The sequence below is a fragment of the Bacillus sp. S/N-304-OC-R1 genome, from assembly GCF_019749375.1.
Classification (GTDB): domain Bacteria; phylum Bacillota; class Bacilli; order Bacillales; family Cytobacillaceae; genus Cytobacillus.
In genome coordinates this window covers 269,001-293,826 of sequence record NZ_JACWFE010000001.1, presented here as the reverse complement: position 1 = coordinate 293,826, position 24,826 = coordinate 269,001, and the positions used below count along the sequence as shown (strand labels likewise).

At 36.0% G+C, this 24,826-nt stretch carries 26 protein-coding genes, 1 tRNA gene and 1 riboswitch; of the genes, 19 read left to right on the top strand and 8 right to left on the bottom strand.

The window, feature by feature from the left end; all coding sequences use genetic code 11:
• Nucleotides 1–63: 63 nt before the first annotated feature.
• The 4 genes from H0173_RS01455 to mreBH all read right to left on the bottom strand — a co-directional run bounded on the left by H0173_RS01455 (nucleotide 64) and on the right by mreBH (nucleotide 4,208).
• Nucleotides 64–423, bottom strand: a complete 360-nt coding sequence (locus H0173_RS01455) for a response regulator (RefSeq protein ID WP_221844136.1) — start codon at nucleotides 421–423, stop codon at nucleotides 64–66.
• 68 nt (nucleotides 424–491) lie between these two features.
• A riboswitch (cyclic di-GMP riboswitch) is annotated at nucleotides 492–578 on the bottom strand.
• Nucleotides 579–992: 414 nt separating this feature from the next.
• Entirely contained in the window at nucleotides 993–1,277 is a 285-nt protein-coding gene (locus H0173_RS01450; RefSeq protein WP_221844135.1) for a hypothetical protein, read from the bottom strand.
• A 317-nt stretch (nucleotides 1,278–1,594) separates the two neighbouring features.
• Nucleotides 1,595–1,966 carry a hypothetical protein gene (locus H0173_RS01445; RefSeq protein ID WP_221844134.1) on the bottom strand — a complete coding sequence of 124 codons (372 nt, stop codon included), beginning with the start codon at nucleotides 1,964–1,966 and terminating at the stop codon, nucleotides 1,595–1,597.
• Nucleotides 1,967–3,200: 1,234 nt separating this feature from the next.
• Nucleotides 3,201–4,208 (bottom strand): rod-share determining protein MreBH, encoded by a 1,008-nt coding sequence (mreBH, locus tag H0173_RS01440; protein WP_221844133.1) that lies wholly within the window; start codon nucleotides 4,206–4,208, stop codon nucleotides 3,201–3,203.
• 373 nt (nucleotides 4,209–4,581) lie between these two features.
• On the opposite strand from mreBH, the gene miaA reads away from it, so the two are divergent.
• From miaA to glnA, 7 genes are all read left to right on the top strand, one after another.
• Complete coding sequence (gene miaA, locus H0173_RS01435; protein ID WP_221844781.1) at nucleotides 4,582–5,541, top strand: tRNA (adenosine(37)-N6)-dimethylallyltransferase MiaA; 960 nt, start codon at nucleotides 4,582–4,584, stop codon at nucleotides 5,539–5,541.
• A gap of 28 nt (nucleotides 5,542–5,569) precedes the next feature.
• The gene (gene hfq / locus H0173_RS01430) at nucleotides 5,570–5,803 is read left to right on the top strand and encodes an RNA chaperone Hfq (protein ID WP_221844132.1); all 234 of its coding nucleotides are present in this window, start codon (nucleotides 5,570–5,572) and stop codon (nucleotides 5,801–5,803) included.
• Nucleotides 5,804–6,029: 226 nt separating this feature from the next.
• Nucleotides 6,030–6,977: a stage V sporulation protein K gene (gene spoVK, locus H0173_RS01425; RefSeq protein WP_221844131.1), complete on the top strand. Its 948-nt coding sequence runs from the start codon at nucleotides 6,030–6,032 to the stop codon at nucleotides 6,975–6,977.
• Between the two features lie 151 nt (nucleotides 6,978–7,128).
• A complete protein-coding gene (gene hflX, locus H0173_RS01420; protein ID WP_221844130.1) occupies nucleotides 7,129–8,385 on the top strand; it encodes a GTPase HflX in 1,257 nt (418 codons plus the stop codon).
• Between the two features lie 13 nt (nucleotides 8,386–8,398).
• Nucleotides 8,399–9,667, top strand: a complete 1,269-nt coding sequence (locus tag H0173_RS01415; RefSeq protein ID WP_221844129.1) for a methionine gamma-lyase family protein — start codon at nucleotides 8,399–8,401, stop codon at nucleotides 9,665–9,667.
• Nucleotides 9,668–9,855: 188 nt separating this feature from the next.
• Nucleotides 9,856–10,254 (top strand): MerR family transcriptional regulator, encoded by a 399-nt coding sequence (locus H0173_RS01410; protein WP_313770590.1) that lies wholly within the window; start codon nucleotides 9,856–9,858, stop codon nucleotides 10,252–10,254.
• A gap of 35 nt (nucleotides 10,255–10,289) precedes the next feature.
• Nucleotides 10,290–11,624, top strand: a complete 1,335-nt coding sequence (glnA, locus tag H0173_RS01405; protein WP_221844128.1) for a type I glutamate--ammonia ligase — start codon at nucleotides 10,290–10,292, stop codon at nucleotides 11,622–11,624.
• A gap of 141 nt (nucleotides 11,625–11,765) precedes the next feature.
• On the opposite strand, the gene H0173_RS01400 is transcribed toward glnA, so the two are convergent.
• Both H0173_RS01400 and lexA read right to left on the bottom strand, forming a co-directional pair.
• Nucleotides 11,766–12,056, bottom strand: a complete 291-nt coding sequence (locus tag H0173_RS01400) for a DUF4257 domain-containing protein (protein ID WP_221844127.1) — start codon at nucleotides 12,054–12,056, stop codon at nucleotides 11,766–11,768.
• A gap of 230 nt (nucleotides 12,057–12,286) precedes the next feature.
• Nucleotides 12,287–12,910 (bottom strand): transcriptional repressor LexA, encoded by a 624-nt coding sequence (gene lexA / locus H0173_RS01395; protein ID WP_221844126.1) that lies wholly within the window; start codon nucleotides 12,908–12,910, stop codon nucleotides 12,287–12,289.
• A gap of 156 nt (nucleotides 12,911–13,066) precedes the next feature.
• Here lexA and yneA point away from each other — a divergent pair, with 156 nt between their 5' ends.
• The 8 genes from yneA to H0173_RS01355 all read left to right on the top strand — a co-directional run bounded on the left by yneA (nucleotide 13,067) and on the right by H0173_RS01355 (nucleotide 21,279).
• Nucleotides 13,067–13,390 (top strand): cell division suppressor protein YneA, encoded by a 324-nt coding sequence (gene yneA, locus H0173_RS01390; protein WP_221844125.1) that lies wholly within the window; start codon nucleotides 13,067–13,069, stop codon nucleotides 13,388–13,390.
• Nucleotides 13,391–13,409: 19 nt separating this feature from the next.
• On the top strand, nucleotides 13,410–14,066 hold the full coding sequence (locus H0173_RS01385; protein WP_221844124.1) for a YneB family resolvase-like protein: 657 nt from the start codon (nucleotides 13,410–13,412) through the stop codon (nucleotides 14,064–14,066).
• A 138-nt stretch (nucleotides 14,067–14,204) separates the two neighbouring features.
• Complete coding sequence (locus H0173_RS01380) at nucleotides 14,205–14,438, top strand: DUF896 domain-containing protein (protein ID WP_221844123.1); 234 nt, start codon at nucleotides 14,205–14,207, stop codon at nucleotides 14,436–14,438.
• 177 nt (nucleotides 14,439–14,615) lie between these two features.
• On the top strand, nucleotides 14,616–16,616 hold the full coding sequence (gene tkt, locus H0173_RS01375; protein WP_221844122.1) for a transketolase: 2,001 nt from the start codon (nucleotides 14,616–14,618) through the stop codon (nucleotides 16,614–16,616).
• A 176-nt stretch (nucleotides 16,617–16,792) separates the two neighbouring features.
• Nucleotides 16,793–17,230, top strand: coding sequence for a sporulation inhibitor of replication protein SirA (sirA, locus tag H0173_RS01370; RefSeq protein WP_221844121.1), 438 nt, complete (start codon nucleotides 16,793–16,795; stop codon nucleotides 17,228–17,230).
• An 87-nt stretch (nucleotides 17,231–17,317) separates the two neighbouring features.
• On the top strand, nucleotides 17,318–17,530 hold the full coding sequence (locus H0173_RS01365) for a YneF family protein (RefSeq protein ID WP_221844120.1): 213 nt from the start codon (nucleotides 17,318–17,320) through the stop codon (nucleotides 17,528–17,530).
• A 205-nt stretch (nucleotides 17,531–17,735) separates the two neighbouring features.
• Nucleotides 17,736–19,484: an ABC transporter transmembrane domain-containing protein gene (locus H0173_RS01360; protein ID WP_221844119.1), complete on the top strand. Its 1,749-nt coding sequence runs from the start codon at nucleotides 17,736–17,738 to the stop codon at nucleotides 19,482–19,484.
• A 4-nt stretch (nucleotides 19,485–19,488) separates the two neighbouring features.
• Nucleotides 19,489–21,279, top strand: coding sequence for an ABC transporter ATP-binding protein (locus tag H0173_RS01355; RefSeq protein ID WP_221844118.1), 1,791 nt, complete (start codon nucleotides 19,489–19,491; stop codon nucleotides 21,277–21,279).
• 78 nt (nucleotides 21,280–21,357) lie between these two features.
• On the opposite strand, the gene H0173_RS01350 is transcribed toward H0173_RS01355, so the two are convergent.
• A complete protein-coding gene (locus tag H0173_RS01350; protein WP_221844117.1) occupies nucleotides 21,358–21,528 on the bottom strand; it encodes an aspartyl-phosphate phosphatase Spo0E family protein in 171 nt (56 codons plus the stop codon).
• A gap of 371 nt (nucleotides 21,529–21,899) precedes the next feature.
• On the opposite strand from H0173_RS01350, the gene H0173_RS01345 reads away from it, so the two are divergent.
• The 3 genes from H0173_RS01345 (at nucleotide 21,900) to H0173_RS01335 (ending at nucleotide 23,810) form a co-directional block, all read left to right on the top strand.
• The gene (locus tag H0173_RS01345; protein ID WP_221844116.1) at nucleotides 21,900–22,607 is read left to right on the top strand and encodes a cytochrome c biogenesis CcdA family protein; all 708 of its coding nucleotides are present in this window, start codon (nucleotides 21,900–21,902) and stop codon (nucleotides 22,605–22,607) included.
• 227 nt (nucleotides 22,608–22,834) lie between these two features.
• Complete coding sequence (locus H0173_RS01340; RefSeq protein WP_221844115.1) at nucleotides 22,835–23,194, top strand: response regulator; 360 nt, start codon at nucleotides 22,835–22,837, stop codon at nucleotides 23,192–23,194.
• A 151-nt stretch (nucleotides 23,195–23,345) separates the two neighbouring features.
• Nucleotides 23,346–23,810: a CcdC family protein gene (locus tag H0173_RS01335; protein ID WP_221844114.1), complete on the top strand. Its 465-nt coding sequence runs from the start codon at nucleotides 23,346–23,348 to the stop codon at nucleotides 23,808–23,810.
• Nucleotides 23,811–23,894: 84 nt separating this feature from the next.
• Here H0173_RS01335 and H0173_RS01330 read toward each other — a convergent pair whose 3' ends face one another.
• Nucleotides 23,895–24,326 carry a DUF2621 domain-containing protein gene (locus tag H0173_RS01330; RefSeq protein ID WP_221844113.1) on the bottom strand — a complete coding sequence of 144 codons (432 nt, stop codon included), beginning with the start codon at nucleotides 24,324–24,326 and terminating at the stop codon, nucleotides 23,895–23,897.
• Nucleotides 24,327–24,470: 144 nt separating this feature from the next.
• Between H0173_RS01330 and H0173_RS01325 the strand changes: the two genes are divergently transcribed.
• A tRNA-Sec gene (locus H0173_RS01325) sits at nucleotides 24,471–24,567 on the top strand.
• Nucleotides 24,568–24,826 lie beyond the last annotated feature (259 nt).

The window sequence follows — 24,826 nt, the reverse complement described above, 5'->3', positions numbered from 1 at the left end:
AGATTAAGGAAATAGACTTTGTAATATGTTTCATAAAAAAAGCACTTCAATATGAAATGCGAGTTAATTAAATAATTTTCTAACTGCTGGACCCAGCTCTTTAAAATTGGGCTTTACAATAAAGTCTTTTGCTCCAGAGTTTATTGCTTCCACAATCAGTCTGTTTTGACCCATTGCAGAACAAATAATTACATTTGCTTTTGGATCATAATCAATAATTATTTTTAGTGCGTCTAAACCGTTCAAGGTAGGCATAGTTAAATCTAATAACACAATGTCTGGAGACTTTTCTTTATATAAAGAGACGGCACTTATCCCATCAGAAGCCTCATAAAAAATTTGGAAGCCTTCTTCTTGTAAGAAGTTCTTTAGTAAATTTCTTAGAAACCTTGAATCGTCAGCAATTAATACGGTTCTACTCATTTAAAACACCTTTCACTAAAAATTAAGGCAAATTAGGAAAGGAAATTTAAAAGCTATAATAATTCGTTTTATGCAACCCGGCTACCATAACAGATAATTGTCTTAGGCCCGTAGCTTTGCGTCTTTTACTTTCGTAAAATTTGCCCTTATTCAACTTTAGCATACTTTGTTATAAAAGGGTGAAAAATGTCGAATTTTTTATCAACAACGAAAAGATTAATGTACAAGTTTATACACACATGAATTATTAAGTTTACTAGACTGAGTAAAAGTTGAACGCATATGATTTGTATATAACTCCAGATGAATATAAAAAGCTGAATTGAATAGTTTGGATACCTTCAATCTAGTTCGTCAAATCCGGTTGCTGGGGTGGGAAAAGGAGAGCTTTTATGCTCTTCTTGCTCTTCCGGCAGTAATGATAATTTAAAATTCGCTTGAGTTTGTAAGAAAAAGAAATTTCAAATATGGTTGTGGAGCTTTGCTATGGACCATCATGGTTGTCGTTTTTTGCTAAATTATGAAACTCAAGAGTAATTAAGTTTAAGCATTGGAGGAGATTTATAACCTTATTTAGGCCAAAATCTCCCTTCCAGGATACTATCGATAAATTCTTCTTGTGTTAGCAAAATATTAAAACCTGGTAGCTCTATGAAAAATCTACCGTCAATAGGATTATAAAAAACTTGTAATGAATTCTCAGTTTGATACAAAAGTATTTGGGATTTTGATTCTTTGTCAAGCTTTTTTAGTCTTTGAAGAACAGAATATAGTTCTCCCCAGAATGGAAGATATGGTTTTGCTTTATATAATTCAACTACATTTCTTAAATCAGTTTGTATGTCAATTATCAACTTGTTCACCATTCGATTATTATATTTAAAATTTATTTTTATTAAGCTAATGTAATAAATAAAAGGGAGGAAATTTAGAAAAGCGTAGGATTGCGGTGCGAAAGAAAAACTAAGCCAGTAGATGATCTACGCAAAAAGCAGTGAGTGCTACAGAGCAAGACAGCTGTAGAAAGGAATTTAATCACAAAAACCCAAGAACACGACAGTCAAGCAAGTCTACGATTCTGGGTGATAATGGACTATCGTATTGCTCCTGGGCATGAAGAGTTGATTATTAGGAAAGGAAAGCAAGGATTAATCCTTACTTCTACTCGACGTTAAGTATGAAGTCGAAATCCATCACATAAGATCTGAGCATCAATATTTAGCCAATTTTGGATTTCAGGTCTATCAAATAAATTCTTATGTTTTATGTAAGTTTTTCTTGCATGAGAATACCTAAGATCACGAACATATTGATTCATTTGATGTATAATTCTTTTTTCATCAAAAGTAAGCTGATTCAATATATTTTTCTCACTTTCAGCTTGAATAATCTTAACTAAACTCTGAGCATTGATATTTAAGTGAAGATAATGTCTTGATTCTGTAATCATTGACCAATGATGTTCAATTATAGATCGTGCCTTTGGAAGGTCATTATTATTACAAGACTCATTAATATGAAGTATTACAGTTTCAGCTCTCAAGTAAACCATCCTTTAGTCATGGGTATATTAACCTATTATAAAATATTAAATTACAAAAAGTTATATAATTTTTAAAAATAATAATCCTTAAGGCTAAATATGGAGGATATTAAGTAAACACAAGATAGAGCTAGTATATTAAATAGGGAGAAGTAGCTTAATGCTCTTCTTCATCCTATTAAATCAAGTAGAACAAATTAATAAATACATTGAAGATTCTTGAGCTGAAAGTCATTTTTAATAAAATGTTTTTTTATAGTTTCAGGACAATAATATGGAGCTTACATTCAAATAAATTATAGAAATGTCAATAAAAAAAAGACTAGACTATTTCAAAATGCATGCATAAAATAAACAAATGACTCTTAAGGTTATTTAAAATCAAAACAGGAGGGAGTTGATCAGTCATGCAGCGAATTAAGTTTATGTTCAAGCAATTTCAAAAAGAGCCTTTGTGGTTTAAAATACTAATCTCTATAACCTTGCTAATTTCGATTGTTTTTAGTAGTTCATTATTTTCAGATAATGCTTATTTTCAAAGCTGTTCGAAATTAGCTGCAGCTATCTTTTTTTGTATTTATGGGTTTAAAATGAGGAGGAACCTTAAAACTTCTCTAATCTTTTTCACATTAGCGGGTATATGTGTTTTTCTTTCTATTCTGGCACAATATTAGTATTGCCTGGGGGGTATTAGTAAGAAATGTTGCAGTCAATAGATTATTTGTTGACTTTTTTACGTCGCATTCGTAACATGATATCTAACCTTCATTAGTCTTGTCAAACTAAAAGGGGCAAGTGTGTGATAATTGCGCAAGCACTGTTCTATGAGGGGGCAGGATGAGGTTTACCATTTGTGAACAAAATATTTTTTAAAACAGATGACACAGGAATTCACTTATTGGAGTATACAGAAGAAAGTAGAGTTATCTTATTTTCAAATAGTTCAACACACTAAAAGAATAAGAACGAAATTAATTGGTAACTTTTCATAGGGCTATTTTTATTTTGATTAATAGGGTGATAATTAGCAATAGTATGTATTATTTATTACTGTTTTCCTATATAGTCGAGTTGAGGGAGCACCATAAATTGGGTAGTTTAGCCCCTAAAACAAAAAGATAAGCATTTAATCGATTTAACATAATAATATTATGCCAACAAAAACTTGAAAATATGAGCATTATTCATTAATAAATAATGCCCAATATTCCAAGACTTTCCTTAAAGAGAAATATTATTTAACAGCAGACTGTAATTTTCCGATATATTTCAATGCTTTACCAGTTCCGATAGCAACAGACTCTAATGGACTTGGTGCCAAATGGACAGGAACAGAAATTTCATTGGATAACCATTCTTGTAACCCATTGATTAAAGCTCCACCCCCTGATAGAATAACCCCTCTATCTACGATATCTCCGCTAAGTTCAGCAGGGCTCTCTTCAAGTGTGGCACGAATTGCTTCTAATATATGAAGGAGTGATTCTTTAATAGCATCACGGATTTTATAAGAGGATAAGGAAATAGTTTTTGGAAGTCCAGTTACCAAATCCCGCCCGCGAATTTCCATCGTTAATTCATCATGATCCACTAATGCGTAACCAATTTCCATTTTTACTTGTTCAGCAGTTCGTTCCCCGATCAGAACATTAAATTCTTTTCGGACATATTGAATAATATCATCATCTAATCGATCGCCGCCTATGCGGATGGAATTACAGGCAACAACACCGCCATATGATATGATTGCGACCTCAGTAGAACCGCCGCCAATATCAACGACTACGTTTGCAATTGGTTCATCTACAGGTAATCCAGCTCCAATGGCTGCAGCTACAGGTTCCTCAATTAAATGAACATGTTTTGCACCAGCATTGCGTACTGCATCATGAATCGCTCTTCTTTCTACACTTGTTGAGCCTGAAGGGGTACAGATTACAACATTCGGCTTTCTAATCGCAAAACCGGAAGCCTTTGTTGCTTTAGCCATAACATAGCGAAGCATCTCAGTTGTTGTATCGTAATCGGCAATGACTCCATCTTTCAATGGACGAATCGCGATAATTCTTCCGGGAGTTTTCCCAATCATTTCTTTAGCTTCTTTTCCAACTGCCAGCACTTTTTTCGTATTTGTATCAATAGCGACAACAGAAGGCTCATTAAATGTAATTCCTTTATTTTTACAATATACTAATATATTTGCAGTTCCTAAATCGATCCCTAATTCAGAAGTTGTAATCATTTTTATTCCCACCTAATCTATTACTGTTTATTTAATCACTCTAAATATTCTTCTAATAAACTACCATGATTAAGGGGGTACCCATTTAATTGTTATACAATCGTTAATAAAATGTAATCTTACATGAAAATAACACCATAAATTTAAACATTTTTATTATTAAAAAAGTAATACTTGCGAGGATGATTCCTATAAAAGTTGAATAGAATTATGAAATCTGGTTAATAATGTTTGAATGTTGAAATCGTGTCTTTCTAAATAGATGCATAACCGCTGAAAGTCATTCACGTTTATGATACTATAGGGGAAAGATCGTCCAGATTTTTTGGGACGAATTACTTGATAGTCCGATAAAGGCAGTGTGAACAGTTTGATGGAAAAAGATAAGCTAGTTGTGTTAATTGGTCCAACCGCAGTAGGAAAAACAAAGCTTAGCATTGAATTAGCAAAGCGATTGAATGGGGAAATTATTAGCGGAGACTCCATGCAGATTTATAAAGGAATGGATATTGGCACAGCAAAAATCAAAGCTAATGAAATGGATGGTATCCCCCACCATTTAATTGATATAAAGGACCCGGATGAACCATTCTCTGTTGCAGAGTTTCAAGACATAGTCAGGAAAAAGATCTCGGAGATTTCATTAAAAGGAAAACTTCCAATGATTGTTGGTGGTACGGGCTTGTATATTCAGTCCGTTATTTACGATTACCACTTTTCTGATGCCCCTTCTGATGACAAATTCCGGATAATGCTTGAGAAAAGGGCTGAAGAAGAGGGAAATGATGTTTTGCATGATGAATTAAACAAGGTTGATCCTATAAGTGCAGAAAGAATTCATCCTAATAATATACGCAGAGTCATTAGAGCGCTAGAAGTTTATCATTGTACAGGAAAAACGATAAACGAAATACAAGAGAATCAAAATCCAGAACTTATGTATAATACGGCTATTATTGGGTTAACAATGGATAGGGATAAATTATATCAGCGTATTAATTCACGAGTAGATATTATGATGGATGAGGGATTGCTTGAAGAGGTTGAAAATCTATATAAACAGGGACTCAAGGACTGCCAATCGATTCAAGCAATTGGCTATAAAGAATTATATGAGTACTTTGGCCATACTATCTCTTTAGAAGAAGCAATCACTCTATTAAAGCAGAATTCAAGGCGATATGCGAAAAGGCAGCTGACATGGTTTCGGAATAAAATGAATGTAGATTGGTTTGATATGTCAGAAGTTGTCGAAATCAGCACGTTTGAAAAAAAACTTGCGGAAATTTCAACGCATATTGAAGGAAAGCTGCAAATAAAATCGAATACATAGTAATAGAGATAAAAGAGGAGGATATAGGATGAAAACATCTATTAATATTCAAGACCAATTTTTAAACCAGCTTCGTAAGGACAATACAAATGTAACTGTATTTTTACTTAACGGCTTTCAAATTCGCGGTCAAATAAAAGGATTTGATAATTTTACCGTATTATTCGAATCTGAAGGGAAGCAGCAGCTAGTATACAAGCATGCTATTTCTACATTTGCGCCTCAGCGTAATGTTCAAATTGATATGGATAATAATAACTAAAAAATAAGGGTTCTGCTTTAAAGCGGGACCTTTTTTATTTGACTCAAGATGAATCAAGCTTTTATAAAAATCTTTAATGAAGTGAGGAAGAGTTGAATACATATAGATAAGGATTTTTTTAATACGAATAAAATGGCAGATTAAGAGCCATCAAAGGAAAATGGGCTTTTGTCACAATCCGAACTTCTATGCGTATACTGTTTCTGAGAACGTGAGGTGAAAGCTTTTGGACCAGCCAATTCGGATGAAGAATAACGGGCAGATTAGCATCGTGTTAAATTCACAAAAACGCAATTCATTGACGAAAGAACTCCCTGAAACTCAAGTTCTTCCAAAAGAAATTCCACCAGAGCATTCAGCTCTTAAGGATATTGAAGAGGAATTAACAGCTTTAGTTGGCATGGAAGAAATGAAGAGAATGATTAAAGAAATTTATGCTTGGATATATGTCAATAAAAAACGTGAGGATGCTGGACTTAAAGCAGGTAAACAAGCGCTTCATATGATGTTTAAAGGGAATCCCGGCACTGGGAAAACAACTGTTGCAAGACTAATTGGCAAGTTATTTCAAAGAATGAACGTCCTGTCGAAGGGACATTTAATTGAAGCGGAACGCGCAGACCTTGTTGGGGAATATATTGGCCATACAGCCCAGAAGACGCGGGATCTAATTAAAAAAGCGTTAGGCGGAATTTTATTTATTGATGAAGCTTATTCACTTGGAAGAGGGGGAGAAAAGGACTTCGGAAAAGAAGCCATTGATACCCTAGTGAAGCATATGGAAGATAAGCAGCATGAATTTATTCTGATTCTTGCTGGTTATTCAAGAGAGATGGATTATTTCCTGACGTTAAATCCTGGATTGCATTCCCGATTCCCGCTAGTCATCGATTTTCCGGATTACTCGATTACGCAGCTCATGGAAATTGGCGATAGAATGTTGAAAGATCGAGAATATACGTTAAGCCATGAGGCAGAAAAAAAACTCCGTGATCATTTACTATGGATAAAGACGCATTTAAACCCAGTAAGCTTTTCTAATGGACGCTATATTCGTAATGTCATTGAAAAGTCAATTAGAGCTCAAGCGATGAGGCTGCTCATGCAGAATAACTTTGACCGTCATGAATTAATGACAATAAGAAGCAATGATTTAGTGTTTGAAGAGGATTAAAACGCAAAAGGATTCCATTTAACGGGAATCCTTTTTTTCATTTCAATCGGACTTTCATTCGTACTTTGAAAATTAGTGTTAAATGATCGTTTTTGTTATGATAGGATTTAAGTGGATTATTATAAGAATGTATAGGAAAGAAGGATGTTGATTGGAGCAAAAAACTGAATTTGAAAAAGTAATCCTTGTCGGATGTCAAACAGATGAAGAGGATCAGCAGTTCGGCTATTCGATGGAAGAGCTTGGCTCATTAACCGAAACAGCAAAAGGGAAAGTAGTCGCAACCTTAACGCAAAAACGTGATCGCATCCACTCAGCTACTTATATAGGAAAAGGTAAGGTTGAAGAATTAACTGCTTTGCAGGATGAATTAGAAGCGGATTTGATCATTTTTAATGATGAACTCTCACCAAGCCAAGTTCGCAATCTTACAGCAAATGTAAACGCGAAAATAATTGATCGTACTCAATTAATATTAGATATTTTTGCCCAAAGAGCACGTTCCAAAGAAGGTAAGCTGCAAGTGGAGCTAGCCCAGCTCCAATACTTGCTACCAAGATTATCCGGCCAAGGAACCCAGCTTTCAAGGCTAGGTGGAGGTATTGGAACGAGAGGCCCTGGTGAAACAAAATTAGAATCAGATAGACGGCATATTCGCAACCGTGTAAATGAAATAAAAAATCAACTTTCCGTTATTGTTCAGCACCGTGATAGATATCGGGAAAGAAGAAAAAAGAACAAAGCATTTCAAATAGCTATTGTCGGCTACACGAATGCCGGAAAATCAACATTGTTTAATAGGTTAACCGAAGCTGATTCCTATGAAGAAAATCAGTTATTCGCTACTTTAGATCCTATGACTAGAAAATTAATTTTGCCAAGCGGTTTTTCAACTTTACTGACAGATACCGTTGGTTTTATTCAGGACTTGCCAACGACTCTTATTGCTGCATTTCGCTCTACTTTAGAGGAAGTGAAGGAGGCAGACCTCATTCTGCATGTTGTGGATAGCGGAAGTCCGGATTATTATCAGCATGAGCAGACGGTTAATCAGTTATTAGCGGATCTAGAAAATGAAAAAATTCCGCAGTTAACTGTGTATAATAAAAAGGATATTAAACATCCTGATTTTGTACCGGTAGCTAGCACGAAGTCTATTCAAATAAGCGCTTTTGAAGAACAAGACAGGGTTAAGTTAAAAAGCATGATTGAAGAGACGGTTCTTGAAATGATGAGGTATTATCATGTTGAAGTTCCATCTACTGAAGGAAAGCTTCTGGCACAGCTAAAAAATGACACCATTTTACGAGAATTATTCTTTCATGAAGAAAAGCAAATATACGTTTGTAAGGGCTATTACTTTGAAAATCACCATATAGCAGGACAATTAAATAAATATACAGTATAGGTAGGAGAACAACATGTTTCAACAGTTATCAAATGGGGAAAAGCTGCAGCCAATTGTAAATGAGGTTGAACAGCAAATTACAAATATATTACAAGCAATTGACAAAAAAATTGACGAAAATCAATTTCGTGTTTTAAACAGCTTTCAGAATAATAAAGTAAGCGATTCTCATTTTATTCCAACGACCGGGTATGGCTACGATGATATTGGCCGAGATACACTGGAAAGGATTTATGCAGAGGTGTTCGGGGGTGAAGCAGCCGTCGTAAGACCGCAAATTATTTCTGGAACCCACGCTATCTCGATTGCTTTATTCGGAGTGCTTCGTCCAGGGGATGAACTGCTTTACATAACAGGCAAGCCTTATGACACATTAGAAGAAATTGTTGGACTAAGAGGCAATGGGATAGGCTCATTAAAGGAATTCGGTATTTCATATAATACAGTGGATTTAAATCAGGAAGGCAATATTGATTATGATGCTGTAGCAAAAGCCATTAAGCCTCATACGAAAATGATTGGGATTCAGCGTTCAAAAGGGTATGCAACAAGACCATCCTTTACCATTGCACAAATTGAGGAAATGATACAGTTTGTCAAAGAAATTAAATCAGATGTAGTTGTGTTCGTTGATAACTGCTATGGAGAGTTTGTTGAGGATAAGGAGCCATGCCATGTTGGAGCAGATTTAATGGCGGGTTCCCTTATTAAAAATCCTGGAGGCGGACTTGCGAAGACAGGCGGCTATATAGTCGGCAAGGAAAAATGGGTAGAAGCGTGTTCATACCGAATGACGTCACCAGGAATTGGGGCTGAAGCAGGTGCATCACTATATAGCCTTCAGGAAATGTATCAGGGCTTTTTCTTAGCCCCTCATATTGTAGGACAAGCATTAAAAGGTGCTGTATTTACTTCCGCATTACTAGAAAGATTAGGAATGAACTCCTCACCTAAATGGAATGCAAAGAGGACAGATTTAATTCAGTCTGTGCAATTTGATGACCGGGAAAAAATGATTGCCTTTTGCCAAGCGATCCAATATGCTGCCCCAATTAATTCTCACGTCACACCATACCCAAGTGCGATGCCTGGATATAATGATGAGGTAATCATGGCAGCAGGAGCTTTCGTTCAAGGCGCCAGCATTGAGCTTTCAGCCGATGGCCCTATTAGGCCACCATATGTTGCATATGTACAAGGAGGGCTAACTTATTCACACGTAAAAATAGCCGTTTGTATTGCAATTAATGGACTGATAGAAAAGGGATTAATTCATATTTAAGAAGTGACATACTAAGGACAGCAATTAAAATGCTGTTCTTTATTATTTTAAAAATATCATGTTAGAAAACCTAACATGATATTGACAATAAACCTAACATTAAGTTATATTTATTTTTGTAATTAAGAATAAAGGTTTTAAAACCTAGAAACTTTGCATTTTAGAAAATGATAAGGGAGGAGAAATGAGTGACTGGAAGCAAGATACGTCGTTCCATGCCGCTTTTCCCAATTGGTCCCGTCATGCAGCTTACTGAATTGACTGCACGTCAAATTCGATACTATGAGGAGCACCAATTGATTTCTCCAGCTAGAACCGATGGCAACAGAAGAATGTTTTCTCTAAATGATATTGATAAGCTCCTAGAAATTAAGGATCTAATCGATCAAGGAGTAAACATGGCTGGAATCAAACAGCTATTTGCAATCAATCATCGGAATACGGTACTTTCATTTAAGGATGAAAAAGCAGAACGAGAGCTGTCCAATGATGAAATTAGAAGACATTTGCGCAAGGAAATTGTGCAGGCAGGCAGATTTAATTTACCAGCATCCCATCAAGTGAATATGAACCGTTTTTTCCATTAACGGTTTTGTTTATACAACTAAGGAGGAACCAAATTATGGCAAAATTCACCAAAGAAGACATTAAAAGAATTTCAGATGAACAAAACGTTAAATTTATTCGCCTGCAGTTTACTGATATTTTAGGGACGATTAAAAACGTTGAAATTCCAATTAGCCAACTAGATAAAGCGCTAGATAACAAAATGATGTTTGATGGTTCTTCCATTGAAGGCTTTGTTCGGATTGAAGAATCTGACATGTATTTATTCCCGGATCTTGATACATGGGTTGTTTTTCCATGGACAGCTGAAAAGGGAAAGGTTGCCCGCTTAATTTGTGATATTCATAATGCAGATGGCACACCATTCCAAGGGGATCCTCGTAATAATTTAAAGCGAATTCTAATAGAAATGGAAGAAATGGGCTTTACTGATTTTAATCTTGGACCTGAGCCAGAATTCTTCTTATTTAAACTTGATCAGAACGGAGATCCTTCATTAGAGCTAAATGATAATGGTGGCTACTTTGACCTTGCTCCAACTGATCTTGGTGAAAATTGCCGCCGTGATATCGTTCTTGAACTGGAAGAGATGGGATTTGAAATTGAAGCTTCCCACCATGAAGTCGCACCAGGACAGCATGAAATAGATTTCAAATATGCAGATGCCTTAACTGCATGTGACCAAATTCAAACATTTAAACTTGTTGTAAAAACAATTGCCCGTAAACACGGATTGCATGCAACCTTTATGCCAAAGCCATTATTTGGTGTAGCAGGTTCAGGGATGCACTGCAATGTGTCTCTATTTAAAGAAGGGAAAAATGCATTCTTTGATGAAAAAGGAGAACTGCAATTAAGTGATTATGCAAGACAGTTTATCGCTGGAATCCTTAAGCATTCCATCGGGTTTACAGCTGTTACGAATCCAACAGTTAACTCATACAAGCGTTTAGTACCAGGGTATGAAGCACCATGCTATGTAGCTTGGTCAGCTCAGAATCGTTCACCGCTAGTGCGTATCCCATCTTCAAGAGGAGTGAGCACACGTGTAGAGGTTCGTAGTGTAGATCCAGCAGCTAACCCTTATTTGGCAATGGCCGTCTTATTAAAAGCAGGATTAGATGGCATAAAAAATAGCCTAGTTCCACCAGCATCTGTTGACCGTAATATTTATGTAATGAGCAAAGAGGAGAGGATGGCTGAAGGTATTGATGATCTACCATCAACTTTAGCTGAGGCTCTTGATAAGCTAAAAGCAAACGAAGTCATTGTTTCTGCTTTAGGCGGACATATTTTTGAACACTTTGTAGAAGCAAAAGAGATCGAATGGGATATGTTCCGTACGCAAGTACATCCATGGGAGCGCGAGCAGTATATGACGATGTATTAATATTCAAAACCGCTAGAGTATTAGGCTCTAGCGGTTTTTTATCGAAGAACTCTTTACCGTTATTCACATGGTTGTATATCATATCAAATCTCAAGAAAATATCCTCGCTTAACTTAAGCGGGGATATATAATTCCACTTACTTAATTCTGGTCCTTTTCCCGTATCTTTAAAATTTCAAGACATCTTAGCAGTGTGTCTCCGCCTAAACCTGCGATAATAGAAAGCGAGACAACTTTTAATGTTGAGTCAGGCTCAGAAAAAGTGACAAAACAAGCTGCAGCAAGTCCACCTAAAATAACTTCTTCCAAAAAACCAAGATAAATAAACTTTTTTGTTTTCCGAGGCTTAATAATTCTGCCTTCTTTTCTAATATGCCCTGCCGCACCGACTAATCCACCAATCAAAACAGCGAAGAAAATGTTCAAATACATTTGGACTTCACCTCCTAAAGTCGAAAATTTTTTTAGAGCGACCTTAGGTTGATTCTGGGTGTATTACTATTTTATAGAAAATTCCAATAATTAGAATGTGTATAAATATCCAATTTGCGGAAATATATGTAGTAGAGAACTCATATTTTTCCTATTAAATTGAAAAACTAATTCTTTCTATATAAATATTAATAGAAAAAGCAGACAATATATGTCTGCTTGATACCTACTTAATGAATGTGACGATAAACCCCAATAACTTTTCCTAAAATGGAGACATTACGAAGTATTATTGGTTCCATTGTAGAGTTTTCTGGCTGAAGCCGAATGTAATCCTTCTCCTTGAAAAATCTTTTCACGGTTGCTTCATCATCCTCAGTCATGGCAACAATTATGTCGCCATTATTTGCAGTCTTTTGCTGCTTTACAATGACATAGTCTCCATCTAATATTCCTGCTTCAATCATACTTTCTCCCATAATCTCAAGCATAAAAACGTGCTCGGGATCTGGAGCGAGTCTTTCGGGCAATGGAAAATAGTCTTCAACATTTTCAATAGCTGTTATCGGCTGGCCAGCAGTAACTTTACCGACAATTGGAACATTCACAATTTTGTAATCAGGAGTTTGTATATTATTTTCTAAATCTAATATTTCAATCGCTCTTGGCTTTGTAGGGTCTCTTCGAATTAATCCTTTACTTTCTAATCTAGCAAGATGGCCGTGTACAGTAGAGCTTGAGGCCAGTCCTACTGCTTCGCCAATCTCTCTTACAGATGGTGGATAACCTTTTTGTCTTACTTCATCTTTAATAAAATTTAAAATATCCTGCTGCCTTTTAGATAATTTCGCCATCCAATCACACCTCTTATGATTTTCTTTCCTTAATTATAGCACTACTTACCATATAGTACAAACATAAGTTCGAATAATTGTTGACACGAAACAAATGTTCGGTTTATAATAAAAACAACAAACGCGAACATACATTCTAAAAGAGGTGTTTCTAAAATGAAAAAATTGTGGAATCAATATTCATATGCTATTATTCTATTCGTTTTAAGTTTCTTATCTGCATTTATCCTAATTTTTCAGCTAGGAGAGTCTGAAAATAATAGTTATATAAAAATTACCGTAAATGAAGGCGATACACTTTGGCAGATAGCTGAGGATTTTTCAGACAAACATAATTTATCCGCTGATGAATTTGTCACATGGGTTGAAAGAAATAACGGTATTGCCAGCGGAAGAATTTATCCAGGGGATGAATTGGTTATACCTGTTGTAGAGCAGCATGAAGCGAATCTACATACAGAATTAGCAAGTTCACAGTAAATTAAGAAGGGTAATGAATATGAAAGCAATTATTTACTGCAGAGTCAGTACTACAAAGGAATCACAGGAAACGTCACTTACTAGACAAGAGGAAGAGCTAACTGAGCTAGCTAAGAAAAATGGCTTAGATGTTCTGAAGGTAATTAAAGAACAGGCTAGCGGATACGATCTTAATCGGGATGGGATATTAGAACTCCTATCACTTATAAAAAATAAGGATGTTAGGTATGTTCTAATACAGGATGAGACTAGACTCGGGAGAGGGAATGCCAAAATGGCTATTCTTCATTGCATTCTGAAAGAAGACATATTGCTATATAGTATTACACATAATGGAGAGCTTCAGCTTTCTGAATCAGATTCTATGGTCTTAAATATTGTCAGTATAGTAGAGGAATATCAGCGGAAAATACATAATATAAAAATTAAGCGCGGAATGAAACGAGCGGTTCAAAATGGATATAAGCCTGAGAAGAATCTTTCAAATTTGGGTCAGCATTCTGGCCGTGACCGGATTGAAGTTCCGATTGAAGAAATAGTTAGACTTCGTAAAAACAAATTAACCTTTGCTGAAATTGCTGCCACTCTGAACGGATTTGGGTATCATATTTCAAAAGCTACTGTACATAGAAGATATCAGGAATACATTGATTCACAAACTGAAGCGGAATTGTAATTTATTTTATATTTTTCACCTAATGCTAAACTCTTTTCATTTTGAATCGAGTTTTTTTATATGCTCCTTTCTTGTCAAAAGTACTCTTTTTTAGTAACATGGCAGATGGATTCAATGAAATAAAAAAGGAGCTAAACTATGCTGCCAAAAGAGAAACTAAATCGATTAAATGCACTGGCTAAAAAGGCTAAAGAAGTAGGATTAACTGAAAGCGAAGCAAAAGAGCAATCAGCTCTGCGCAGAGAATATTTACAAACATTTCGTTCATCGATGTTAACTACGTTAAAAGGGGTTACCATTATCGATCCAAATGGTAATGATGTTACACCGGAAAAGCTAAAGACAATTCAGAACAAGGATCCATTACATTAATATTTTTGGCAGAAGGAAAATACAGAGATTGTATCCTCCTTCTTTACATATACATTGTTTTTTAAGGCAAACATAGAAATAAAATGTTTTTATTATTTTTATTGTATTGGTTGTATTAGAAAGGCACTGACTTTAATATTAGAAGAGTAATAATAACTCGCAGAAGGGATGTATCAAATGTTTGATCAAAAAGATGCCTTATCGATAAGCTCTATTCGTACTTTATCAATTGATGCAATTGAAAAAGCAAATTCGGGTCACCCAGGTATGCCGATGGGAGCAGCACCAATGGCTTATACACTATGGACTCGATTTATGAACCATAATCCTAAAAACCCTCAATGGTTTAATCGTGACCGTTTTGTTCTATCTGCAGGACATGGCTCTATGCTTTTATACAGTCTTCTTCATTTATCTGGCTATGATGTAACAATGGATGATATTAAGAATTTTAGACAATGGGGAAGCAAAACTCCAGGTCATCCAGAGTTTGGTCATACACCAGGTGTAGATGCGACAACTGGACCACTAGGTCAAGGTATTGCAATGTCTGTTGGAATGGCAATGGCTGAGCGTCATTTAGCAGCTGTTTATAACAAAAGTGATTACAATTTGGTTGATCATTATACATATAGCATTTGCGGGGACGGAGATTTAATGGAAGGTGTGTCTGCAGAAGCAGCTTCTCTTGCAGGCCACTTAAACCTTGGAAGATTAATAGTCCTTTACGATTCCAATGATATTTCTCTTGATGGAGATTTAGATAAGTCTTTCTCTGAAAGTGTGGAACAGCGTTTTAAATCATATGGCTGGCAATACTTAAAAGTGAATGATGGAAATGATCTTGCTGAGATTACAAATGCAATTGAGGAAGCAAAGCAAGATACAAGCCGTCCAACTCTTATTGAAGTAAAAACTATTATCGGCTATGGCTCACCAAATAAGTCAGGTAAGTCAGATGTTCACGGTGCTCCTCTTGGTGCGGATGAATTAAAATTAACGAAAGAAGCATATAAGTGGACTTTTGAAGAAGATTTCTTCGTACCTGAAGAAGTATATGAGCATTTCAAACAACAAGTTGCTGAGCAAGGTCAAAAGAAAGAAAAAGAGTGGAATGATCTTTTCACTCAATATAAAAATGAATACCCTGAGCTTGCAACTCAGCTAGAGGATGCAATTAACGGTGAGCTAAAACAAGGATGGGCGAACGATATTCCTGTCTATGAAGAAGGAAAGAAAATTGCAAGCCGTTCTGCATCGAGTGATGCTTTGAATGCCATTGCTAAGAACCTGCCTACTTTTATTGGCGGATCAGCTGACCTAGCAGGTTCAAATAAGACATTAATCAAAGGTGCCTCAGATTTTACACCTGAAAGCTTTGATGGCAGAAATATTTGGTTTGGTGTTCGTGAATTTGCAATGGGCGCAGCATTAAACGGAATGGCTTTACATGGAGGAATAAAGGTATATGGAGGAACATTCTTCGTATTCTCTGACTACTTACGTCCAGCTATTCGTCTGGCTGCATTAATGAAGCTTCCAGTAACATATGTATTTACACATGATAGTATTGCAGTTGGAGAAGATGGTCCGACACATGAGCCAATTGAGCAAATAGCAGCATTGCGTGCAATGCCTAATCTCTCAGTTATCCGTCCAGCTGATGGAAATGAAACAGCAGCTGCATGGAAGCTTGCTGTTGAATCAGCAGATCAGCCAACAGCTCTTGTTCTAACTCGTCAAGATCTTCCAACATTAAAGGGTACAAAAGATAGAGCATACGATGGAGTTTCAAAAGGTGCATACGTGCTTTCGGCTGCTAGCAAAGAGAAAGCTGATGCATTATTACTTGCTTCTGGTTCGGAAGTAAGCTTAGCGGTTGAAGCTCAAAAAGCATTAGAAGCAGAAGGTATTTCAACTGCTGTTATCAGTATGCCATCTTGGGATCGTTTCGAAGCTCAATCTAAAGAATATAAAGAGAGCGTTATCCCGAAAGATGTGAAGAAAAGATTAGCTATTGAAATGGGTGCTTCCCTTGGTTGGCATCGCTATGCTGGAGATGAAGGAGATGTACTTGCGATTGATCAATTTGGTGCATCGGCTCCAGGAGAAAAGATAATTGAAGAATACGGATTTACAGTTGAAAATGTAGTTGCGCGAGTTAAAGCATTATTCTAGAACTACTATGAAAAGAAGGATGAACTTTGTTCATCCTTCTTTTTTGTATAAACTTTCTAAAAAGTCAATGATTTTCGACAAAAAAAGTGGTTGTTTTTGACGGCTTAAGACACAATCTTTAAGTGCCCATTATTATAATAGGAAGAAACAGGGTTGTCCCGGAAGGAGAGGTTTGGATGAGATCCTATCAGTTATATTTAATTGAAGAGGAATTTGCCTCCCACTATTTTGGCAGGGAGAGAATGTTTTTTCAGTTATTTCAAGAGTTCGAGTATGCAGCTGGAGCGATGAAATCCATTCTGGCTAAACAAATTCAATTTATCACAAAGCCGATACCGGGACTCAAACTACATCAATATATTAACCAGCAGATGTATCGAAATAAAGATTTTTTAGCGCATAAAGGGATATATTATTTAGAAATAGGAAAAAGAAGCAGTGCAAAACTTGAAATTAGCGACCGCTGTATAATATTAAAGGCTAATGGAAATTATGACGCAGAGACCATTTTCTTCGAGGTATTGCGAAAAAGTGAGCCTTCTTTTCTAGCGATTGACATTGATCATCACCGCTACGGCTGGCTAAGACCGATTAAGGAAAGAAAATTAGTGTAAAAATGATAAAATCTCGAAAGCAAATATTGTATAATAGCCTTTGGTTTAGTACACTGTATGTTAGACAACACGAAGGAGGAAATTTGAATGTGGACTTATATTCTAGTTGGTATCCTAGCACTTCTTGCTGGTATAGCACTAGGATTTTTCATTGCTCGTAAATATATGATGAGCTATCTAAAGAAAAATCCGCCAATTAACGAACAAATGTTAAAAATGATGATGATGCAAATGGGTATGAAGCCTTCACAGAAGAAGATCAATCAAATGATGAACGCCATGAATAAACAAACAAAGTAATGGTGGACGAGCACTCAGTAATGAGTGCTTTTTTATTTTCGAAAATAATTAATTACATCATTAAATCTTCCTATTTTTTCAAATATTTGATAAACTATTTAGGTCCAAATAGTAAGCGCTTCCTTTCTCTAAACTTTTATGCTTCAGAGGAATTTAGGAAATTGGTAAGAAAACAAGAGTCAAAATAATTCCGGAGGATCGACAGATGAGAGTGTTTTTAGATTTAATGTGGTTTTTTAAGCAAGAAAAGAAGGCCTACCTAATAGGAATACTGATGTTATTGTTTGTAGCATTACTCCAGCTTGTTCCTCCTAAAGTAATTGGTATATTTGTTGATCATGTTAAGGATGAAACCTTAACTGCTAATACGCTTGTACTTCTACTTGGCATTTTAATCGGGGCAGCTCTTCTCATGTATGTTTTACGCTATTATTGGCGGATTATGATTTTTGGCTCATCAGTGAAATTGTCAAAAATTTTAAGAAATAAATTGTATCATCATTTTACTTCAATGTCCCAATCCTTTTATCAAAGAAAAAGGGTTGGTGACCTAATGGCACATGCGACAAATGATCTTCAAGCAATTCAGCAAACAGCGGGTTCAGGTGTTTTGACTCTCGTTGACTCATTAGCAACTGGAGGTTTTGTCATTATTGCCATGGCTGCAACAATTAGCTGGAAGCTGACATTAATAAGTTTAATTCCAATGCCTTTTATGGCTGTTTTAACGAACTGGTACGGAACCATGCTTCATAAACGTTTTCATAAGGCACAAGAGGCATTTTCAGCGTTAAATGATAAGACGCAGGAAAGTATTACAGGCATTAAAGTTATTAAAACCTTTGGTCAAGAGAAAGAGGATATTGAGGATTTTAGAAGACAATCTGAAGATGTTGTTCAGAAGAATATTTCAGTTGCTCGAATTGATTCATTATTTGATCCAACGATTTCTATTATTGTTGGTATTTCTTTTTTTCTCTCCATTGCTTTTGGTGCGAAATTTGTTATTAGCGGTGATATTACGATAGGTGAACTAGTGTCGTTCACAACCTATTTAGGATTACTCATTTGGCCTATGCTTGCCTTTGGATGGCTTTTTAATATAGTAGAAAGGGGGCGGGCTTCTAATGACCGTATTACAGCTCTTTTGACAGAAAAGGTTGATATTTATGATTTGCCAGATGCAATTAATTCTGTTCCAAGCGGGGATATAGAATTTAATCTAAACCAATTTACATATCCAGGTGCTAAGACACCACTGTTAGCGGATATTCATTTCCAATTGAAGCAAGGGGAAACGCTTGGAGTCGTCGGAAGAACGGGTGCGGGTAAAACGACGCTGTTAAAATTATTAATTCGTGAATTTGAAGGCTATGAAGGTGTAATAAAGTTTGCCGGCATTCCATTAAATCATTATCAGCTTGAAAAGCTAAGATCAGCTATTGGGTACGTTCCACAGGATCATTTCTTATTCTCTGCAACTGTAGCTGAAAATATTGCTTTTACAAATCCGAGCGCAGAGCTTGAAGAGATTTATTCTGCTGCAAGGCTTGCTAATATTCATGAAGATATTCTCTATTTTACTGAAGGGTACGAAACGGTCGTTGGTGAGAGAGGAGTTTCCCTTTCTGGAGGGCAAAAGCAGCGAATTTCAATCGCAAGGGCGTTATTAATGGACCCTGAAGTATTAATACTGGATGACTCTTTATCTGCAGTCGATGCAAAGACAGAGGAAGCTATTTTATCAGCATTAAGGCAGGATAGGGAAGGAAAAACGACCATTATTACCGCTCATCGCTTAAGTGCCATTCAGCATGCGAACCTCATTATCGTTCTGGATGAAGGTAGAATAGTACAAAGAGGTACTCATGAACAGTTAATGAATGAAAGTGGCTGGTATAAGGATATGTATTTGCAACAGCAGCTAGAAGATCTTGTAGAGCAGGGAGGTTAGGATAATGGATGAAATTAAAGAAATAAAAGGGAAGGAACAGCGTAAAATACTGTTTCGTCTTCTTTCCTATACAAAGCCCCATATTAAAACAATGATCCTAGCCTTCGGATTGTTATTGCTAACAACAGGTGGGGATATTTTTGGGCCGATTTTGATAAAGATTTTTATAGATGACCATTTAAGACCACTTAACCTTGAATTTGAACCTCTGTTTGCGTTAGGAGCGGCATTCATTGGAATTCAGATTATGAATGTGCTAGTCTCATATTTTCAATTGCTTAAATTTCAGGAGATCGCCTTAAAAATTATTCAGCAACTCCGTGTAGACGTATTTACAAAGGTACAGCAGCTTGGATTGAAGTTTTTCGATAAGACGCCTGCCGGAAGCATAGTCTCAAGGGTTACAAATGACACAGAAGCCATTAAGGATATGTTTGTCAGTGTGATCGTGACATTTATTCAAGGCGCATTCCTTCTAGTTGGAATATTCATAGCTATGTTTATTTTAAATGTAAAGCTTGCATTATTTTGCTTAATTATTCTCCCAATCTTGTTTTTCATTATGCGAGCCTATAGAAAATATAGTTCATTATTTTATCAGGATATGAGAGAGCGGCTAAGCCAGCTTAATGCAAAACTAAGCGAGTCTTTGCAGGGGATGGCCATGATACAAGTCTTCAGGCAGGAAAACCGGCTGCGAAAAGAATTTGGAGACATTAATGAAGGACACTATCAGGCGGGAATGAAAAATATTAAAGTTGATAGCCTGTTACTAAGACCAGCCATTGATTTAGTATATGTTTTTGCGATGATTATTATTTTAAGCTTTTTCGGAATTAATTCCTTTAATAGTCCGATAGAAATCGGGGTCATATATGCATTCATTAGCTATTTAGATCGATTCTTTGAGCCGGTGAATCAGATGATGATGAGGCTCTCTATGTATCAGCAGGCAATTGTGGCTGCATCGAGAGTATTTAAGCTTATTGATGATCAAGAGCTTGCACCGGAACAGAAAGAGAGTGCTAATACTCGGATTAGCAAAGGGGAAGTAGAATTTCGGAATGTAAGTTTTTCTTATGATGGTGAGAGAGACATTTTAAAGAATATATCCTTCACTGCCAAACCTGGAGAAACCGTAGCTCTAGTTGGACATACTGGAAGCGGAAAGAGCTCCATTATTAACCTGTTAATGAGGTTTTATGAATTCGAAAGAGGGGATATTATAATAGACGGCGAGTCTATAAAATCATATGGCAAGGATGAGCTTAGAAAGAAAATGGGGTTAGTCCTTCAAGATCCATTCTTATTCTACGGGACGATTAAAGATAATATTCGTCTCCATCATGATGTGTTAAGTGATTCGGAAATCGAGGAAGCAGCCCAATTTGTGCAAGCCCATACATTTATTGAGAAATTAGAGGATGGCTATAGTCATCAAGTTGTAGAACGGGGCTCAACCTTCTCAAGTGGACAGCGGCAGCTGATCGCTTTCGCAAGGACCATTGCTGCAAATCCAAAAATATTAGTTTTGGATGAAGCAACAGCGAATATTGATACAGAGACAGAAGAGGCGATTCAAGTTGCCTTAGAAAAAATGCGAAAGGGCAGAACCACAATCGCAATTGCTCATCGCCTTTCTACGATTCAGGATGCTGAATTAATCCTAGTCCTTCATCAGGGTGAAATCGTCGAACGAGGGAATCATCAGGAGCTTCTGGCAAAAAGGGGTCTCTATCATAAAATGTACTTATTGCAAAATAGCTCAGCCGAAAAGGTTGGAGATGCTGTTTAAGACTCAATAATGTCAAACCAATGAAAAGCCTTACAAAAAAGAAAATCCAGCTTTGGTATTTTACCTAGGCTGGTTTTTTTAATGGGAAAGTACTTTTTGGCTGTATTTTTGCTGATACTCATTGAGCAAATGATCTAGTTCTTGGCTATATCTAACGGCTATACTAGAAGCTAAGCCATTTTTCATCGCCACTTTTATGAGTTCAAGCCTTTTTTGTTCAATCAAATTAAGTAAATCTTTGTTAGACACGTCAAGTTATCCTTTCAAATCATTTTTAAAAATGATAGCTCTTTTCTTAAGAGCTACTATTTATTAAAAATTAAATATAATTTATTCTTATATCATATTAAAATGCTGTAAATCCATATATCAGCCAAAACACTACAAACATGTAAAATCATGATAGATTGGAACAAAATTTGTTAACATATGCTATAGTATAGCGAATTTTGGGAATAAATTCAAAAGAAACTTGTCTAAAAAAATAAATTATATGGATTGACAAAAATATCCTATGATTTTAAAGTTAAGGTCACAAATTGTTCAAAACTAAACATTATCATTTGATAATAACATTTGTTAGAATGAAGATTGAATCGTTTTGAACAGGAGATGTTTAGATGACTGACTTAAATGTGTTCATTGCGCTAGGAGCGGGATTTTTAAGCTTTATTTCTCCATGCTGTTTACCGTTGTACCCTGCATTTTTATCTTATATAACAGGAATGTCTGTTGGAGAAATTAAAGAGGAAAATGCTATGCTTCAAAGACGGAGTATGCTCCATACATTGTTTTTCTTAATTGGTTTTTCTTTAATTTTTATTGCACTTGGGTTCGGGACTTCTATTTTTGGGAGATTCTTTGCTGATTACCAAGATTTAATCAGGCAAATTGGAGCCATCTTTATCTTTTTCTTTGGTTTAATGGTTGTCGGAATCATCAAACCGGAATTCCTCATAAAAGAAAGAAGATTCGAATTCAAAAATCGCCCATCTGGTCTTCTTGGGTCCATTCTTATCGGAATGGCGTTTGCAGCAGGTTGGACGCCGTGTATGGGTCCTATATTGGGAGCAGTTGTTTCTCTAGGTGCAACAAATCCTAACTCGGCAATGGTTTATATGATTGCTTACATACTAGGCTTTGCCGTACCGTTCTTTATTCTCTCTTTCTTTATTGGAAATCTGAAATGGATTCGCAAGAATAGCATAAGATTTATGCAAGCTGGCGGCTATATTATGATGGTAATGGGAGTTATTTTGTTCTTTGACTGGATGACAAAAATCATTGCTGTATTTCAAGGACTATTCGGAGATTTTACTGGTTTTTAATAGAAATCGAATGAAAATTTTTTATTTGACTTGATAGATTGAAGGGATTAATATAAATAGGCGAAATTTGTCGGGTTCTTTAAATTGAAATTTCACAAAATTTTAGATATATTGTATAATATATTCTTTCTTAGTATAAAGAAACAACTAGTAAATCTATCATAATAATTAAATTCTATTAAATATATGGATTTAACTTCCGATGCAGTTGTCAGGGGGAAACAGCGATGGCAAAAATACTAATTGTAGATGATGCAAAATTTATGAGAATTACTTTATCAAACATTTTAAAAAAGGCAAACCATGAAATTGTTGGTGAAGGGGAAACAGGACTCGAGGCAGTTCAATTATATGAAAAATTATTGCCGGATCTGGTTACAATGGATATTACAATGCCTGAAATGAGCGGGCTGGAAGCGGTTAAAGAAATTAAAGGAAAATATCCAAGTGCTAAGGTCATTATGTGTTCTGCAATGGGGCAACAAAAAATGGTTGTCGAGGCGATTGAGTCAGGGGCAAAGGATTTTATCGTTAAGCCTTTTGATGAAGGGCGCGTTTTAGAAGCTGTAAATCGAGTATTAAGTTAAGCTTTATGGGGGCTGACTTGGGTGGATTCAAATAGCAGGATAAACCTTGCAGGAATCTGACTTAAGGCAGCTTTTATTCTTTAACATTTCTTTATTGATACTATTGCTATATAATAAATGTTGAAAATCTAAGGATAAGGGATGTAAAACTATGGACATGGTTATTATTTCATCAGTTGGAGCCGCTTTAATGGCTGTGTTTGTCATGTTTGTCCGTATGAAGGCGGCTAAAAAGCCGGCATCTGCAAAAAAAATTATTTTACCGCCAATATTCATGAGTACCGGAGCTCTGATGTTCATTTTTCCTTATTTCAGAGTAACACCTCTAGAAATCTTAGAAGCGGCTTTAGTAGGGATGCTATTTTCCATTTTGCTGGTTAAAACTTCTAAGTTTGAAATTAGGGAAAATCAAATATACTTAAAGCGCTCAAAAGCATTTGTCTTTATTTTGATTGGTTTGCTTATCATTAGAATTATCGCCAAATTAATTTTGAGCTCTTCCATTCATGTTGGACAGCTTGGCGGTATGTTTTGGATCTTAGCCTTTGGGATGATTGTCCCGTGGAGAATTGCGATGTATATGGACTTCCGTAAATTACAGCGTCAACTAAGTTAATACATGAATAACAAAAAATGCCACTGATCTTACGATATTAGTGGCATTTTGTATTGAAAAAGCTACTTCTGATATCGGTTGCATCTAAAATAAATGCTCATATGGAGTCATATTGATTTCTTTTTCAATTAGTCTTTTTTTAAGAAATTTATGGTCTCTTTTGGGAGTGGCCATTATGTATCCGCGAATAACTAAATCACGATCGATAGAAGAAACTTTCTCTTTTAATGCAAGCTCGCCAATTTTACCGGCAATTTTATGACGCGCTACATCTCGGAACAATTCAGGAACTGGGCTTACTAATTCCTCAAGCAAGTCCTTTACCTCCTGTGTCCAAAGATGTCTCGATTCATTTACATAATATTCTTCCCAATCCATATCTGATTTGCCGTCTTCCTTCGGCATTTTTTTCAAGAACTTCCGAAACATGAAAAAGCCGCCGATGGCCATAGATCCACTCAAAACAACAACCCAGAATAAAATAAACCATAAAAACCAGCCTTCAAGTTGAGTCATGCAAATTCACCTACAAATTATTATTCCTTCATTTATTATAAACCGTTGGCAGTTTTCAGACAAGTTAAGTGATATCTGGAAAGGGGAAGTTGAACCTCTTGCCCAATAGACCTTTTGGTACTATAATAATACTTGTCAATAAGTGGGGCTGAATGGGGTACTGGTGTCCTCCGTAGTCTTCAAAACTATCTGTGACCTGCGTGCCAGGTCAGCTGGGTTCGATTCCTAGGCAGTCCCGCCAGGATAAATTTTAGTGAATTAGAGATTTATTAATTACTTGCAACAATTCAATAATTAGCAATATTATAGAGTATAGTATTCAAATGTTTTGTTTTTTCATTTTTAGTATCGGCAAGCCAATGCCTCAACCGTTGCAAATATGCTTGGTTAGGGCCTTGGTTTTTGTGTGTTACTGGCGCTTGTGGGAATACCTTTTAATTTTTCCAACTTTTAGAGTTTTTATATATTAGTAGATATTTAAATCAATAAATAATAATGAT